The organism is Streptomyces sp. NPDC045431, assembly GCF_040646655.1.
GTDB lineage: Bacteria > Actinomycetota > Actinomycetes > Streptomycetales > Streptomycetaceae > Streptomyces.
The window spans coordinates 340,117-354,611 of the sequence record NZ_JBEZAQ010000001.1 but is presented as its reverse complement, the minus strand read 5'-3'; the positions used below and the strand labels follow the sequence as shown (position 1 = coordinate 354,611).

The window sequence follows — 14,495 nt, the reverse complement described above, 5'->3', positions numbered from 1 at the left end:
GGACCACATGACAGCGGAAGACAGACCGGCGTCGCCGCCGTCGGCCGAGCGCCGGGCGCCGCTGACCGAGCGCCAGGAGGCGCGCCGCCGCCGCATCCTGCACGCCAGTAGGCAGTTGGCGAGCGGGGGCGGTTTCGACGCCGTTCAGATGCGCGAGGTCGCCGAGGCCGCCGGGGTCGCGCTGGGCACGCTGTACCGCTACTTCCCGTCCAAGATCCATCTGCTGGTCGCCACCATGCAGGACCAGCTGGAGCACCTGCACGCGACCCTGCGCAAACGCCCGCCGGCCGGCGAGACCCCGTCCGCGCGGGTCGCCGAGACCCTGATGCGCGCCTTCCGCGCCCTTCAGCGCGAACCGCAGCTCGCGGACGCGATGGTGCGCGCGCTGACGTTCGCGGACCGCGGCGTGAACCGCGAGGTGGACACGGTCTCGCGGCAGACGACCGCGATCATCCTGGACGCGACGGGCCTGGAGCGCCCGACCCCGGAGCAGCTCTCGGCGGTGCGGGTCATCGCGCACACCTGGCACTCGGCGCTGATCACGTGGCTGGCGGGGCGGGCGTCGATCGCGCAGGTGAGGCTGGACATCGAGACGGCGTGCCGCCTGATCGACGTGACCTCACCCGACGCGACCTAGGGCCTGTCTTACTGCTTGCCCGACTCCCCCTCCCTCAGGTAGCTCGCCCGGCCGTCGTCGTCCACGTCGAAGGGGGCCTCCGGGATGACGCAGAACTCGTTCCCCTCGGGGTCGGCCATGACGAGGAAGCCGCCGGCCGCGTACGCGTCGAGCCGCCGGCCGCCCAGCGCCTCGATGCGCTCCCGCTCGGCGGCGGGGTCCGGCGAGGCGAGGTCGAAGTGGATGCGGTTCTTGACCGCCTTCGGGGCGTCGACGCGCTGGAAGCCCATTCCGGGGCCGTCGCCCCGGTCGAGCCAGACGTACGGACCGGTCCTGGCCACGATCGGCCGGCCCAGGAGCCGGGACCAGAAGGAGGCGAGCCGCTCGGGGTCGCGGCAGTCGACGATGAGGTCCTTGATCTTCGGGCGTGTGTCCGTCATCCCCCGATGCTCGCAGACGGGCACCCCGGTACAGTGGGCCCGTCGTCATCACGCCCGTACGGGGGGAAGCCGGTGCGAATCCGGCGCTGACCCGCAACCGTGAACCGCCGCCCAGGTGGTGAGCCGGATCGCCCCGTGCGCGTACATGTTCGGCTCGTGTCACCGGGAGCGACCCGCCCCGGTGGCCGGCACCGTCGAGGAATGCGGAGCCGGAGCCTGGTGCCCTTCCGTGTGCGCCGGTCCCCGCCCCGCCCGTCCCGGACAAGACCGCGCAGGAGAGGCCACCCAGCCATGACCACCGTTCGCCGCCGCGGCACCGCCGCAGCGCTCGCCGCCACCGCCGTGCTGTGCGGGGGCGGCGCCGGGACCCTCGCCGTCGCCCCCGCCGCGCAGGCGGCGCCGTCGCCGTCGCCGTCCGCCGCCGCTCTGCCCGCCGGGCTGTACGGCACGAAGGACCCGACCTACGACGGTGTCTGGCGGCAGTCCTTCGCCTTCCTGGCGCAGAAGACGAGCGGCGTCGACCCGGCCGACCAGGCCGTGGACTGGCTGCTCCGGCAGCAGTGCGACGACGGCGCCTTCGCCGCGTACCGCCCCGACCCCGGCAAGCCCTGCGACGCCGCGACCGTGCTGGACACCAACGCCACCGCCGCCGCCGTCCAGGCGCTCGCCGGGCTCGACAAGCCGGAGGCGGCGGACGGCGAGACCGACCCGGTCACCAAGGCCCTGCGGGCGGGCGTCCACTGGCTCAAGGGCGTACAGAACAAGGACGGCGGCTGGAGCTACAACCCGGGCGGTGCCAGCGACGCCAACTCCACCTCGATCGTCATCGGCGCCCTCGCCGCGGCGGGCGAGAAGCCCGGCACCGTGAAGTCGGCGGACGGCAGGAGCCCCTACGACGCGCTCGTCGGCTTCGCCATCCCGTGCTCCGCGAAGGACGCGGGCGCCGGCGCCTTCGCGTACCAGCCCGACCAGAACGGCAAGCTCGTCGCCAACGCCGACGCCACCGCCGCCGCCGTACTCGCCGGGCTCGGCAAGCAGGCCCGCACGCGCGGCGCCGAGCCCGGTCAGCCGCCGACCTGCGAGGCCGCCGCCAAGCCGACCGCCGAGCGGGTCGCCCGCAACGGCGCCGCCTACCTCGCCACCGCCCTGGCGAAGACCGGACACCTGGACCTGCCGCCGATGCCGGGCGCCGAGACCACCGCCCCCGCGCCCGACTTCGGCAACACCGCGGACGCGGTCGTCGCCCTCGGCGCCGCCGGGCACGGCGACAAGGCCGCCGGCGCGGTGGCGTGGCTGAAGAAGAACGGCCCCGCCTGGGCCGCCCAGAACGGTCCCGCCGCCTGGGCCCAGCTGATACTCGCCGCCCACACGGTCGGCGCCGACACCCGCGACTTCGGCGGCGTCGACCTCGTCCAGCGGCTCAACGCCACCGGCCCCACGCCGGAGTCGACCGACGAGACGCGGGCCAAGCAGGAGCACGAGAACAAGGAGTCGGGCGAGAACACCGGCTTCGGCGTCTGGCTCGTCGTCGGCGTCTTCCTCTTCGCCGGTATGGGCATCGGCTTCCTGATCAGCGGCCGCAACAAGAACCGGCAGCCGTGATGCGGGCCCTCGGCCGCCTCGGAGCCGTCCTCGGTTCCGCCCTCGCGCTCGTACTGCTCGGCCTCGCCGCCGCCCCCGCCCACGCGGCCGACTACCGCTACTGGTCGTTCTGGCGGACCGGCCCGGGCGGCGGCTGGGCGTTCGCGACCGAGGGCCCGGCCACGGCCCGGCCCGTCGACGGCGAGGTGAACGGCTTCCGCTTCGCGGTGAGCAGCAACTCCTCGACGGCGGCGACACCGCGCCACGCGGCCGACTTCGTCACCGTCTGCGAGGGAACGCCCCGCAAGGAGGACACCAAGCGGGTCGCCGTCGTCGTCGACTTCGGCACGGCGGCGGACGCCCCGGAGGGGACCCTTCCGCCGTCCCCGGACCAGCGGGCGGCGTGCGCGCAGGTCCCCGAGGACGCGACGAGCGCGGAGGCGCTGGCGGCGGTCGCCAAGCCGCTGCGGTACAGCGGCGACGGGCTGCTGTGCGCGATCTCCGGGTACCCGAGGACGGGCTGCGGCGAGCAGGTCGAGCCGGACCAGGCGGGGCGGGACACGCTGACCGTGACCGCCCGCCCGAAGGCGGAGGAAGAGGAAACGGGGGACGGCGGGCCGTCCCTCGGGCTGGTCGCCGGGGCCGCCGCCGTGCTGGCGCTGGGCGCCGCCGCCGTCGTACAGGCCCGCCGCCGGCGCCGGTGAGGCGTCGCCGATGACGCTGCGCGCACCCGAGGCGCACCGGAGCAACGCGCTGCACGCCGGGGCGTGGTGGCTGTGGGCGCTGGGCCTGGCCACCGCCGCCTCGCGCACCACCAACCCGCTGCTGCTGGGGCTGCTCGTCGGTGTGGCCGGCTATGTGGTGGCGGCCCGCCGCACCGACGCGCCCTGGGCCCGTTCGTACGGCGCCTTCGTCAAGCTGGGCCTGGGCGTGCTCGCCATCCGGCTGGTGTTCTCGGTGCTGCTCGGTTCGCCGATCCCGGGGACGCACGTGCTGCTCACGCTGCCGGAAGTGCCGCTGCCGGAGTGGGCGCGAGGCATCCGGATCGGCGGCCGGGTGACGGCCGAGCAACTGGTCTTCGCGCTGTACGACGGGGCCAGGCTCGCCACGCTCCTGATCTGCGTGGGCGCGGCGAACGCGCTCGCCAACCCCTCCCGGCTGCTGAAGTCGCTGCCGGGCGCGCTGTACGAGGCGGGGGTCGCGGTGGTCGTCGCGATGACGTTCGCGCCGAACATGGTCGCCGACGTGGCCCGGCTGCGCACGGCGCGGCGGCTGCGCGGACGCCCGACGGGCGGGGTGAAGGCGCTGCTGCAGATCGGGCTGCCGGTGCTGGAGGGCGCGCTGGAGCGGTCGGTCGCCGTCGCCGCGTCGATGGACGCGCGCGGGTACGGCCGCACCGCACGGGTGCCGCGCGCGGTGCGCCGCGTGACGGCGGTGCTGACGCTGGGTGGGCTGCTGGGCGTGTGCGTCGGCATGTACGGGATGCTCACCGCCGAAGGCGACGCGTACGGCCTGCCGTTCGTCGCCGCCGGTCTGCTGGCGGCGCTCGTGGGTCTGCGCCTGGGGGGCCGGCGTTCGGTACGGACCCGGTACCGGCCGGACCGGTGGGGGGTGCGCGCCTGGCTGGTGGCGGGGTCGGGCGCGGCGGTCGGCGGTCTGCTGGCCGTCTGGGACGAGACGGTCCTGCGCCCCGGGGTCGTACCGCTCGTCGCACCGGAGCTGCCGGTGTGGCCGGCGCTGGTCATCCTGCTGGGCCTGGTGCCCGCGTTCGTAGCCCCCCTTGCCCCCTCGCCGAAGAGGTTGTCGTGATTCGCTTCGAGAACGTCTCCGTGACGTACGACGGTGCCCGGGACGCCACCCTGCGGGACGTGGACCTCACCGTCCCCGAGGGCGAACTGGTGCTGCTGGTCGGCCCGTCCGGGGTCGGCAAGTCGACGCTGCTGAACGCGGTGTCGGGGCTGGTGCCGCACTTCACGGGCGGCACCCTGCGCGGCCGGGTCACCGTCGACGGCCGTGACACGCGCACGCACCGGCCGCGCGAACTCGCCGACGTCGTCGGCACGGTGGGCCAGGACCCGCTGGCGCACTTCGTCACCGACACCGTCGAGGACGAGCTGGCGTACGGCATGGAGTCGCTGGGACTGCCGCCCGCCGTGATGCGCCGCCGCGTGGAGGAGACGCTCGACCTGCTGGGCCTGGCGGAGCTGCGCGACCGACCGATCGCCACGCTGTCGGGCGGCCAGCGCCAGCGCGTCGCGATCGGGTCCGTACTCACCCCGCACCCGAGGGTGCTGGTGCTGGACGAGCCGACGTCGGCGCTGGACCCGGCGGCCGCGGAGGAGGTCCTCGCAGTCCTCCAGCGCCTCGTGCACGACCTCGGCACGACGGTGCTGATGGCCGAGCACCGCCTGGAGCGGGTGGTGCAGTACGCCGACCGGGTGGCGCTCCTGCGGGCGCCCGGCGAGCCGGTGCTGCTCGGCCCTCCGGCGGACGTGATGGCGGTGTCGCCGGTGCACCCGCCGGTGGTGTCGCTGGCGCGGGTGGCGGGCTGGTCGCCGCTGCCGCTGTCGGTACGGGACGCCCGGCGTCGTGCGGGGGAGCTGCGGGAGCGGCTGGCGGGGGCGGAGCCGCCCGTGCGGGTGCCGGGGGCCGAAGCGCCCGTGCGGGTGCCGGGGGCGGAAGCGCCCGTGCGGGTGGCTCCGCCCGTGCCTGAGCCGGAGCCCGCCGGTGCGCCCGGTCCCGGTCTCCCGCGGAAGACGCGCTTCGGGTGGGGGCGGCGCCGTACCCCCGAAACCCCCGCCGGTGCGGCGGCCGCCGGGCTCGTCGCCGCCGAGGGCCTGCGGGTGCGGCGCGGGCACGCGGAGGTGCTCCGGGGCGTGGACCTGGTGGTGCGCGGCGGCGAGACCGTGGCGCTCATGGGGCGCAACGGCGCCGGGAAGTCCACGCTGCTCGGGGCGCTCGTCGGGATGGTGGAGCCGTCGGGCGGCCGGGTGCTCGTGGGCGGGCGCGTGCCGCACCGCACGGCGCCGCGCGCGCTGGTCCGGCAGGCCGGGCTCGTCCCGCAGGAGCCGCGCGATCTGCTGTACGCCGACACCGTCGCCGCCGAGTGCGCGGCGGCCGACGCCGACGCGGGGGCCGCGCCCGGGGCGTGCCGGGCCCTGGTGGCGGAGCTGCTGCCGGACGTCGCCGACGACACGCATCCGCGCGACCTCTCCGAGGGGCAGCGGCTCGCGCTCGCGCTGGCCGTCGTCCTCACCGGGCGGCCGCCGCTGCTGCTGCTCGACGAGCCGACCCGGGGCCTCGACTACGCGGCCAAGGCGCGGCTGGTCACCATCCTGCGGGGGCTGGCGGCCGACGGCCACGGCATCGTGCTCGCGACGCACGACGTGGAGCTCGCCGCCGAGCTGGCGCACCGCGTGGTGATCCTCGCGGACGGCGAGATCGTCGCGGACGGCCCGGCGGCCGAGGTCGTGACGTCGTCGCCGGCGTTCGCGCCGCAGGTCTCCAAGATCCTTGCCCCACAGAGGTGGCTGACGGTCGCGCAGGTGGAGGCGGCGCTGTGAGGACGGAATCGCGGCCCCGCCCGCGGCGGGCCCTGCGCCTCGGGGTCCGGTCCGCCGCCGCGCTCGCGCTGATCACGGTCATCGGCGTGATCGCGCTCGGCTGGCCGCTGCTCGCGGACGGCGCCTCGGGTCTGGCGACCCGCGCGGACGACGCGCCGTGGCTCTTCGCGGTCCTGCTGCCGCTGCTGGTCGCGGTCGTCGTGGCGACCATCGCGGACCAGGGCATGGACGCCAAGGCGGTGGCGATGCTCGGCGTGCTGGCCGCCGTGGGGGCGGCGCTGCGCCCGCTGGGCGCGGGGACGGCGGGCCTGGAGCCCATGTTCTTCCTCATGGTGCTGAGCGGGCGGGTCCTCGGTCCGGGCTTCGGCTTCGTCCTCGGCGCCGTGACGATCTTCGCGTCCGCGCTGCTCACGGGCGGGGTCGGGCCGTGGATGCCGTTCCAGATGCTGTCGATGGGCTGGTTCACGATGGGCGCCGGGCTGCTGCCGGGCCCGGACCGGCTGCGCGGCCGGGGCGAGGTGGCGCTGCTCGCGGCGTACGGGGCGCTGGCGTCGTTCGCGTACGGCCTGGTCATGAACCTGCAGGGCTGGGTCATCCTCCAGGGCATGAGCAGCGGGATCTCCTTCCATCCCGGGGACCCGCTGCACGAGAACCTGGTCCGGTTCCTCGCCTACTGCGCGGCGACCTCGCTCGGCTGGGACCTGGGGCGGGCCGTGCTCACGGTGGTGCTGACGGTGACCATCGGATCGACGGTCCTGAAGGCGCTGCGGCGTGCGACCCGGCGGGCGAACTTCGAGGCGCAGGTCACATTCGAAGGCCCTCAAAGGGGTCGGAAAGGGCTGGAAAGGGGCCTTCCGGAGTGAGGTGACCCATAGGACGTAGGTCACTTACGACGGTCGGTAGTAGCCGGTTCCGGGGCGTCGGACAGCCCGGATCTGCCCGTGGCGACGTGCGCGAACGGCCTCGGCGCCCCGGGGGCGTACGGCCTCCGTCTCCGGTGCCGGGTAGTACCGGGGGGCGTTGCACCACCCCCGCCGCGGCTGCTTCTCTGGTGGACGTCGCCGGGCGCCGCTCGCATCGCAGCGGGTCGCAGCGCCCCTGGCAGCCTCTCCCCCGCCCTCCTGGCGCGGTACCGGCCTGCCCGGGCGACACCCCCTGTCCCCGACGTTAGGTCTCCTACGTGTTCCGCTCGATCGCCAGCCGTTTCTCCGCCCGCCACAAGTCCGTCGCCGCCGGTGCAGCCGTGCTGCTCGGTGCGACCGGCGCGGTGCTGGGTACGACTGCCCCGGCTTCGGCCGCCTCCGCGCAGGACATCGCCAAGAAGATGGTCCCGGCGGGCCAGTACCAGTGCTTCAGCAAGATCGTGGAGCACGAGTCCGGCTGGAACCCGTCCGCGACGAACGCCTCCTCCGGCGCGTACGGCCTGGTCCAGGCGCTCCCGGGCTCGAAGATGGCGTCCGCCGGCGCGGACTGGAAGACGAACCCGGCCACCCAGATCGAGTGGGGCCTGGACTACATGAACGACCGCTACGGCAGCCCGTGTGGCGCCTGGAACTTCTGGCAGGCCAACCACTGGTACTAAATCCAGCTGGTTCGGACAGGCCCCGGTGCACCCGCACCGGGGCCTTCCCGCGTGTACGTTCGGCGCCATGACACACGATCAGACACAGGATCCGCAGGTCCGGTGGAACGCCGTGGCCGACTACCTCACGGACATGCTGGCGCCGCCGGACGAGGCCCTGTCCGCCGCCCTCGCCGCGAGCGAGGCCGCGGGCCTCCCCGCCATCGCCGTCACCCCGGCCGACGGCAAGCTCCTGCACCTGCTGGCCCGTACGCAGGGCGCGCGCACCGTCCTGGAGATCGGCACGCTCGGCGGCTACAGCGCCATCTGGCTGGCCCGCGCGCTGCCGGCCGACGGCCGGCTGATCACGCTGGAGTACAACCCCGTCCACGCCGACGTCGCCCGCGCGAACCTCGCGCACGCCGGGCTCGACGGCGTCGCCGAGGTGCGTACGGGCGCGGCCCTGGACACCCTGCCGGTGCTGGCCGAGGAGGGCGCGGGCCCCTTCGACCTCGTCTTCATCGACGCCGACAAGCAGAACAACGCGCGGTACGTGGAGTGGGCGCTGCGGCTCACCCGGCCGGGCAGCCTCATCGTCGTGGACAACGCGGTGCGCGGCGGCGCGATCCTCGACGAGACCAGTACCGACCCGGCGGTGCGCGGGAGCCGCGAGATGTACGACCTCGTCGCCCGCGATCCGCGTCTGGACGCCACAGCGGTGCAGACCGTCGGCCGGAAGGGCTACGACGGCATGCTGCTGGCCCGGGTGGTGGCCTGACCATGACGACCACGGCCCTGTGGACCATGGAGGACGAGCGGTACGACACCGCCGACGCCACCGCGCTGCGGCGCGACTACTACGGCGAGGTCGCGAGCCGCTACTGGGGCCGGCCCGCCACCGCCGCCGAAATCGACGAGGGCCTCGCGGGCGACGGTGTGGAGCTGCTCACGCCGCCCACGGGCCGGTTCCTGGTCGGCCGCCTGGCCGGGGAGCCGGCGGCCTGCGGCGGCGTGCTGATGCTGGACGCCGAGCGCGCCGAGCTGACCCGCGTCTTCATACGCCCGGCCTTCCGCGGCACCGGCGGCTCGGGCCTGCTGCTCGCCGCGCTGGAGTCCGCCGCGCGCGGGCTGGGGGCCTCGCGCATGGTCCTCAACACGCGCCTGGACCTGGTGGAGGCCCGCGCGCTGTACACGCGACACGGGTACCGCGAGATCCCGGCGTACTGCGAGGGCCCGTACATGGAGATCTGGTACGGCAAGGAGCTCGGTTGATCTCCGCCCAGGGCGAAACAGGCCGGGTCCGCGTGAGGAGCGGTGCTTGGGTGGCGGGATGGACATTCTGGTACTGGGCGGAACGGCATGGGTGGGGCGGGAAGTATCACGGCAGGCGATCGAGCGCGGTCACCGGGTGACGTGCCTGGCCCGCGGTGAGAGCGGGAAGACCGCGGCCGGGGCGGAGCTGGTCGCCGCCGACCGGCGCGACCCGGCGGCGTACGAAGCACTGCCGGACCGGATGTGGGACGCGGTGGTCGAGGTGTCGTGGCAGCCGGCCTTCGTCCGGGCGGCGCTCGAGGCGCTGGGCGGCCGGGCCCGGTACTGGGCCTACGTCTCCTCCATCAGCGCCTACGCCTCCCATGCCGAGCCGGACGCGGACGAGTCCGCCGCCCTCCTCCCGCCGACCGACCGCGGCGAGGTCGACCGCGCGCTGTACGGGGAGGCGAAGGTCGCCTGCGAGCAGGCGTCCAGGGCCGCCGTGGGCGACCGCCTGCTCATCGCGCGCGCCGGGCTGATCGGCGGCCCGGGCGACCACTCCGGACGCACCGGTTACTGGGTGGCCCGCGCCGCCCGCGACCCGCACGGCCCGCTGCTGGTGCCCGACGCACCGGACCTGCCGACCCAGGCGGTCGACGTACGGGACCTCGCCGCCTGGCTGCTCGACTCGGCGGAGAGCGGGCGCACGGGGACGTACGACGCCGTCGGCCCGGTCGTTCCGTTCGCGGAGTGGATCGAGCTGTCCCGCGCCCTCGGCGGCCACACCGGCCCGGTCGTCACGGCCGATTCGGCGTGGCTGCGCGCGCAGGGCGTCAACGAGTACATGGGCGAGGAGTCGCTGCCGATGTGGCTGGTGAACCCGGACTGGCGGGGCTGGTCGGCCCGGAGCGGCGCGGCGGCGCACACCGCCGGGCTCCGCCACCGCCCCCGCGCGGAGCTGCTGGCCGACACCCTGCGCTGGGAACGCGAGGAGGGCCTGAACCGGGCCCGCCGCGCGGGCCTCAGCGCGGGGCGGGAGCGCGAGCTGCTGGAGCGCCTGGGCTGACCGTCGGCGACGGCGGTCGGTGCCGCGCGCACCGGCTCGGTCCTCCGCGCGGGCCCGGCGACCGGGGCTCGTACGGCGCGCGAGCCGCGCCCGCGCCGACCCGGCGGCCCGTGCGGCGGCCTCAGCCGCCCTGCGCCCGCGGGGCCGCGTGGTTGCGGCGCGGTTCCGGGGAGCGGGGGCGCTCCCGGGTGGAGCCGCACAGTTCGGACGTCAGCTGCTCGACCAGCTGGACGAGGTCCGTGGGCCGTTCCGGGCCCCACCAGTCGCCGAGGAGCTCCGCGAGGGACTCCTCGCGGGCGCGGGCCAGGCGGGCGGCGACGTCCACGCCCGCGTCGGTGAGGATGAGCTGGAGGCCCTCGCGGCGTACCAGGCGACGTTCCTCCAGCTGGCGGGCGGCTTCGGTGATGGCCCTGATCGGGACGGGCGTGGTGTCGGCGAGCCGCGCGGGCTCGACCGTGCCGTGCCGCCGGACCCGCAGCAGCAGCCAGCTCGCGGCGGGCAGGAGGTCCAGGCCCGCGCGGGCGGTGATCTTCTCGTAGACCGCTTTGCGGCCCTCGCGGGAGCCGAGCACCGACAGGGCGCGGGCGCACTCCTCGTACGAGGACCGGGTCACCGGGTTGGAGGCGAGGGTCTCGCTGGCGTCGGGCGCGGTGACCGAGCCGCGCAGCCGGTCCTCCTTCAGCAGCCAGGCGACGAGGAAGGCGAGGAGCACGACGGGCGCCGCGTACAGGAAGACGTCCGTGATGGACGTGGCGTACGCGTCCAGGACACCGGTGCGCAGGTCGGGCGGGAGTGCGGCGATGGCGCGCGGGTCGGCGGCGAGCTGGTCGGGCCCGGCACCGGGCGGCAGCTCCTGCCCGGCCAGCGCGTCCCGCAGCCTGCCGGTGAGCAGGTTGGTGAAGACCGTGCCGAAGACGGCCACGCCGAAGGAGGCGCCGATGGAGCGGAAGAAGGTGGCCCCGGAGGTGGCGACGCCGAGGTCCTCGTACCCGACGGCGTTCTGCACCACCAGCACCAGGACCTGCATGACCAGGCCCAGGCCGGCACCGAAGACGAAGAAGTACACGCTCATCTCCGCGTCCGAGCTGGTCTCCTCCAGCCGGTGCAGGAGGACCAGCCCGAGGGCGGTGACGGCCGTCCCGGCGAGCGGGAAGACCTTCCAGCGGCCGGTGCGGCTGACGAGCTGCCCCGAGAGGGTGGAGGTGAGCAGCATGCCGAAGACCATCGGCAGCATGTGCACGCCCGACATGGTCGGCGAGACGCCCTGCACGACCTGGAGGAACGTCGGCAGGTAGGTCATCGCGCCGAACATCGCGAAGCCGACGATGAAGCTGATGACCGAGACGAGCGTGAAGGTGCGGATCCGGAACAGCTTCAGCGGCAGCACCGGTTCCGCGGCGCGCTTCTCGACCCGGAGGAACCACAGGAGCAGCACGGCGCCGAGCACGGCGAGGCCGATGATCTGCGGCGAGCCCCACTCCCAGGTGGTGCCGCCGAGCGAGGCCACGAGCACCAGGCAGGTGGCGACGGAGGCGATGAGGAAGGTGCCGAGGTAGTCGATGGTGTGGCGGGTGGGGCGCGCCGGGATGTGGAGGACGGCGGCGATGACGAAGAGCGCGACGATGCCGACGGGGAGGTTGATGTAGAACACCCACCGCCAGGACAGGTGCTGGGTGAACAGCCCGCCGAGCAGCGGCCCGAGGACGCTGGTCGCGCCGAAGACGGCACCGAAGAGGCCCTGGTAGCGGCCGCGTTCGCGCGGCGAGACGATGTCGCCGACGATCGCCATCGACAGCACCATCAGACCGCCGCCGCCGAGGCCCTGGACGGCGCGGAAGAGGATGAGCTGCGGCATGTTCTGGGCGATGCCGCACAGCGCCGAGCCGATGAGGAAGAGGACGATCGCGGACTGGAAGAGCTTCTTCCGGCCGTACTGGTCGCCGAGCTTGCCCCACAGCGGCGTCGCGGCCGTGGCGGCCAGCATGTAGGCGGTGACGACCCAGGAGAGGTGCTCCATGCCGCCGAGTTCGCTGACGATCGTCGGCAGGGCCGTGGAGACGATGGTCTGGTCGAGCGCGGCCAGCAGCATGCCGAGCAACAGGGCCCCGATCGCGACCAGGACGGTGCGATGGCCGAGGCCTTCGCCCGGGGCGGGGCCGGGGCCGGCGGCCGGGGTGCTCACTTCCTGTGCCATCGACATCCTCTCCCTGTCCCTGTTCCCGGTGTGGGTCGGTCGGTCGGGTCCGTCGCGTACCCCCTCTTTCCTCTCCCATCCTGGGCGTTCTGGCCCGTTATGGCCTGCCGAACGGGACGCGGCCGGATTCCGGCGGCCGGAAGTGGCTGCATAATCGCTGGCAGTTTCAAGGGGAGGGGACCCACGTTGACGGGACAGGTGTGTCCTGAGTGCGGTACGGCGCCGGCGGGCAGCGGGATGTGCGGTTGCGCCGCCGACGGTTTCGAGCTGCGCATAGGCCCGTACGTGAACCTCGACGCGACGTCCGGCCATGACGCCGCCGGGCCGACGGCGGCGATGCCGCTGTACACGGAGCCGTACGCCGAGCCCTACGCCGATGCGCACGCCGAGCCGTACGCCGAGCCGTACGCGGCGTACGCAGGCCAGGAGCAGCCCGACTGGGCGCCGCACGCTGCGCCGCCTCCCGCTCCGGCCCCGGCCCCGGTCCCGGTCCCGGTCCCGGCGTACGAACCGGAAGCCGACACGGAAGTGGAAACGGAAGCGGAAGCGGAAGTGCCGAGGGACGAGCAGGTCCTCGGACCGCGCCGCTCCCGGGCCCGCGAGCGCGAACAGCGCCGGACCCGGGCCGGGAGCTCCCGCACCGCGCTGGGCGCGGCGGTGGCCGTGGTGGCGGTGGCGTGCGTGGCCACGCTCGCGAGCGGCCTGTTCGAGGGGGACGACGAGTCCGACCGCGTCCTGCCCGACCTCGACGTGAGCGCGCCGGCCTGGCCCAGCGCCCTGCCGGACGGGCCGTCCGCCGACCCCTCCGTCTCCACCCTCCGGTCCGGCTCCGCGGCCGGTACGGCCTCGGCGTCGCCGTCCGCGTCCGCCTCCGCGTCCCCGTCGGCGTCCGCCTCCGCCTCGGCCTCCGCTTCCGCGTCCGCCGGTACGCCCTCGGGGGCGTCCTCCGCCACGGCCCCGGGCGCGTCGGGCCCGGGCGGCGGCGGGCGCCCCTCGCCCGCCCGCACCAACGGCCAGGTGCCCGCCGCACCGAATCCGGAACCCGAACCGGAGCCCGAGCAGGCGCCGACCCTGCGCCGCGGCGACCGAGGCCCGGAGGTCAGCGAGCTCCAGTACCGGCTGCGCCAGGCCGGGCTGTACGACGGCCCCATGAACGGCCGCTACAACGAGGCGGTGGAGGAGGGCGTGTACCGCTACCAGTGGGCGCGCGCCATCGAGGAGGACGACTGGGGCGTGTACGGGCCGGCGACCCGCCGGGCCCTGGAATCGGAGACCACCGGACGCTGAGGCGCTGAGGTGAACCCCGGGCTGGCGCTGGGGCCGCTTTGTTTTGTATCGTTGAGGAACAAAGTGGTCCCGCCCGTACTCCCTGACCGGCGGGCGGGCCACTTCGTACCGCTTCGTACTGCCTCGTGCCCCTTCATGCGGTCTCGTATCGCGTCCGCGCCCCCTGCCTCCGTGGAGCCCTTCCATGACGACGCCCGCCGCGCCCGCCACCACCCTCCTGACCACCCGGGCCCTCCTGCTCGACATGGACGGCACCCTCGTGAACTCGGACGCCGTGGTGGAGCGCTGCTGGCGCCGCTGGGCGCTCCGGCACGGGCTGGACCCCGAAGAGGCCCTCAAGGTGGTGCACGGCCGCCAGGGCTACGCGACCATGGCCGTCCTGCTGCCCGGCCGGCCCATGGAGCAGAACCACGCCGACAACCGCGCCATGCTCGCCGAGGAGACCGCCGACCTCGACGGCGTCGTGCCCATCGGCGGCGCCCCCGCCTTCATGGACGCCATCGCCGCGCTCCCGCACGCCCTCGTCACCTCCGCCGACGAGAAGCTCGCCCGGGCCCGGATGGGCGCGGCCGGCCTGCGCATGCCGGACACGCGCGTGACCGCCGAGCGCGTGGGCGCGAGCAAGCCGGACCCGGAGGGCTTCCTCAAGGGCGCCGCCGAGCTGGGCTTCGACCCGGCCGACTGCGTGGTGTTCGAGGACTCCGAGGCGGGCATCGCCGCGGGCCGCGCCGCCGGGATGCGCGTGGTGGGCGTGGGCCCGCGCGCGGGCGCCTTCGCCCCCGACGCCCTCGTACCGGACCTGTCGCACGTACGCGTGGAGGCGGACGGCGCCGATGGCACCATCCGCCTCCACATCACGGCGTTCACGGCGTAGGAGTCGGGCGGCGGTCGGCGGTCGGCGGCCGGATCGCCGTCCGCGCTCACGGCCCGTCGCCC

At 74.9% G+C, this 14,495-nt stretch carries 14 protein-coding genes and 1 riboswitch; of the genes, 12 read left to right on the top strand and 2 right to left on the bottom strand.

What is annotated here, in order from left to right; genetic code table 11:
- Positions 1-7 precede the first annotated feature (7 nt).
- Positions 8-637 carry a TetR family transcriptional regulator gene (locus AB0A69_RS01550; protein ID WP_361414121.1) on the top strand — a complete coding sequence of 210 codons (630 nt, stop codon included), beginning with the start codon at positions 8-10 and terminating at the stop codon, positions 635-637.
- Positions 638-645: 8 nt separating this feature from the next.
- Here the strand turns inward: AB0A69_RS01550 and AB0A69_RS01545 are convergent, their stop codons facing one another.
- A complete protein-coding gene (locus AB0A69_RS01545; protein ID WP_361414118.1) occupies positions 646-1,056 on the bottom strand; it encodes a VOC family protein in 411 nt (136 codons plus the stop codon).
- A gap of 32 nt (positions 1,057-1,088) precedes the next feature.
- Positions 1,089-1,211, top strand: a riboswitch (cobalamin riboswitch).
- Positions 1,212-1,347: 136 nt separating this feature from the next.
- On the opposite strand from AB0A69_RS01545, the gene AB0A69_RS01540 reads away from it, so the two are divergent.
- The 9 genes from AB0A69_RS01540 to AB0A69_RS01500 all read left to right on the top strand — a co-directional run bounded on the left by AB0A69_RS01540 (position 1,348) and on the right by AB0A69_RS01500 (position 10,078).
- A complete protein-coding gene (locus tag AB0A69_RS01540; protein ID WP_361414115.1) occupies positions 1,348-2,658 on the top strand; it encodes a prenyltransferase/squalene oxidase repeat-containing protein in 1,311 nt (436 codons plus the stop codon).
- Complete coding sequence (locus AB0A69_RS01535; RefSeq protein WP_361415144.1) at positions 2,658-3,341, top strand: SCO2322 family protein; 684 nt, start codon at positions 2,658-2,660, stop codon at positions 3,339-3,341. Before AB0A69_RS01540 ends, AB0A69_RS01535 begins: the two co-directional genes overlap by 1 nt.
- Positions 3,342-3,351: 10 nt before the next feature.
- Positions 3,352-4,446 carry an energy-coupling factor transporter transmembrane protein EcfT gene (locus AB0A69_RS01530; RefSeq protein ID WP_361414112.1) on the top strand — a complete coding sequence of 365 codons (1,095 nt, stop codon included), beginning with the start codon at positions 3,352-3,354 and terminating at the stop codon, positions 4,444-4,446.
- Positions 4,443-6,200 (top strand): ATP-binding cassette domain-containing protein, encoded by a 1,758-nt coding sequence (locus tag AB0A69_RS01525; protein ID WP_361414109.1) that lies wholly within the window; start codon positions 4,443-4,445, stop codon positions 6,198-6,200. The genes AB0A69_RS01530 and AB0A69_RS01525 overlap by 4 nt, the downstream gene beginning before the upstream one ends.
- Positions 6,197-7,063 (top strand): ECF transporter S component, encoded by an 867-nt coding sequence (locus tag AB0A69_RS01520; RefSeq protein WP_361414106.1) that lies wholly within the window; start codon positions 6,197-6,199, stop codon positions 7,061-7,063. The genes AB0A69_RS01525 and AB0A69_RS01520 overlap by 4 nt, the downstream gene beginning before the upstream one ends.
- A 317-nt stretch (positions 7,064-7,380) precedes the next feature.
- Positions 7,381-7,782 (top strand): transglycosylase SLT domain-containing protein, encoded by a 402-nt coding sequence (locus AB0A69_RS01515; protein ID WP_361414103.1) that lies wholly within the window; start codon positions 7,381-7,383, stop codon positions 7,780-7,782.
- 67 nt (positions 7,783-7,849) lie between these two features.
- Entirely contained in the window at positions 7,850-8,539 is a 690-nt protein-coding gene (locus AB0A69_RS01510) for an O-methyltransferase (RefSeq protein WP_361414100.1), read from the top strand.
- A gap of 2 nt (positions 8,540-8,541) precedes the next feature.
- Complete coding sequence (locus AB0A69_RS01505; RefSeq protein WP_361414097.1) at positions 8,542-9,033, top strand: GNAT family N-acetyltransferase; 492 nt, start codon at positions 8,542-8,544, stop codon at positions 9,031-9,033.
- A gap of 58 nt (positions 9,034-9,091) precedes the next feature.
- Positions 9,092-10,078 carry an NAD-dependent epimerase/dehydratase family protein gene (locus tag AB0A69_RS01500; protein WP_361414094.1) on the top strand — a complete coding sequence of 329 codons (987 nt, stop codon included), beginning with the start codon at positions 9,092-9,094 and terminating at the stop codon, positions 10,076-10,078.
- A 121-nt stretch (positions 10,079-10,199) separates the two neighbouring features.
- Here the strand turns inward: AB0A69_RS01500 and AB0A69_RS01495 are convergent, their stop codons facing one another.
- Positions 10,200-12,272 (bottom strand): MDR family MFS transporter, encoded by a 2,073-nt coding sequence (locus tag AB0A69_RS01495; protein ID WP_361414091.1) that lies wholly within the window; start codon positions 12,270-12,272, stop codon positions 10,200-10,202.
- A 186-nt stretch (positions 12,273-12,458) separates the two neighbouring features.
- Between AB0A69_RS01495 and AB0A69_RS01490 the strand changes: the two genes are divergently transcribed.
- On the top strand, positions 12,459-13,559 hold the full coding sequence (locus AB0A69_RS01490; protein WP_361414088.1) for a peptidoglycan-binding domain-containing protein: 1,101 nt from the start codon (positions 12,459-12,461) through the stop codon (positions 13,557-13,559).
- 184 nt (positions 13,560-13,743) lie between these two features.
- Positions 13,744-14,433 carry an HAD-IA family hydrolase gene (locus tag AB0A69_RS01485; protein WP_361414086.1) on the top strand — a complete coding sequence of 230 codons (690 nt, stop codon included), beginning with the start codon at positions 13,744-13,746 and terminating at the stop codon, positions 14,431-14,433.
- The last annotated feature ends 62 nt before the right edge of the window (positions 14,434-14,495 follow it).

Coding starts and splice junctions, on each gene's coding strand:
- AB0A69_RS01550 (WP_361414121.1), top strand. CDS start 8: ATGACAGCGGAAGACAGACCGGCGTCGCCGCCGTCGGCCGAGCGCCGG.
- AB0A69_RS01545 (WP_361414118.1), bottom strand. CDS start 1,056: ATGACGGACACACGCCCGAAGATCAAGGACCTCATCGTCGACTGCCGC.
- AB0A69_RS01540 (WP_361414115.1), top strand. CDS start 1,348: ATGACCACCGTTCGCCGCCGCGGCACCGCCGCAGCGCTCGCCGCCACC.
- AB0A69_RS01535 (WP_361415144.1), top strand. CDS start 2,658: ATGCGGGCCCTCGGCCGCCTCGGAGCCGTCCTCGGTTCCGCCCTCGCG.
- AB0A69_RS01530 (WP_361414112.1), top strand. CDS start 3,352: ATGACGCTGCGCGCACCCGAGGCGCACCGGAGCAACGCGCTGCACGCC.
- AB0A69_RS01510 (WP_361414100.1), top strand. CDS start 7,850: ATGACACACGATCAGACACAGGATCCGCAGGTCCGGTGGAACGCCGTG.
- AB0A69_RS01505 (WP_361414097.1), top strand. CDS start 8,542: ATGACGACCACGGCCCTGTGGACCATGGAGGACGAGCGGTACGACACC.
- AB0A69_RS01500 (WP_361414094.1), top strand. CDS start 9,092: ATGGACATTCTGGTACTGGGCGGAACGGCATGGGTGGGGCGGGAAGTA.
- AB0A69_RS01495 (WP_361414091.1), bottom strand. CDS start 12,272: ATGGCACAGGAAGTGAGCACCCCGGCCGCCGGCCCCGGCCCCGCCCCG.
- AB0A69_RS01485 (WP_361414086.1), top strand. CDS start 13,744: ATGACGACGCCCGCCGCGCCCGCCACCACCCTCCTGACCACCCGGGCC.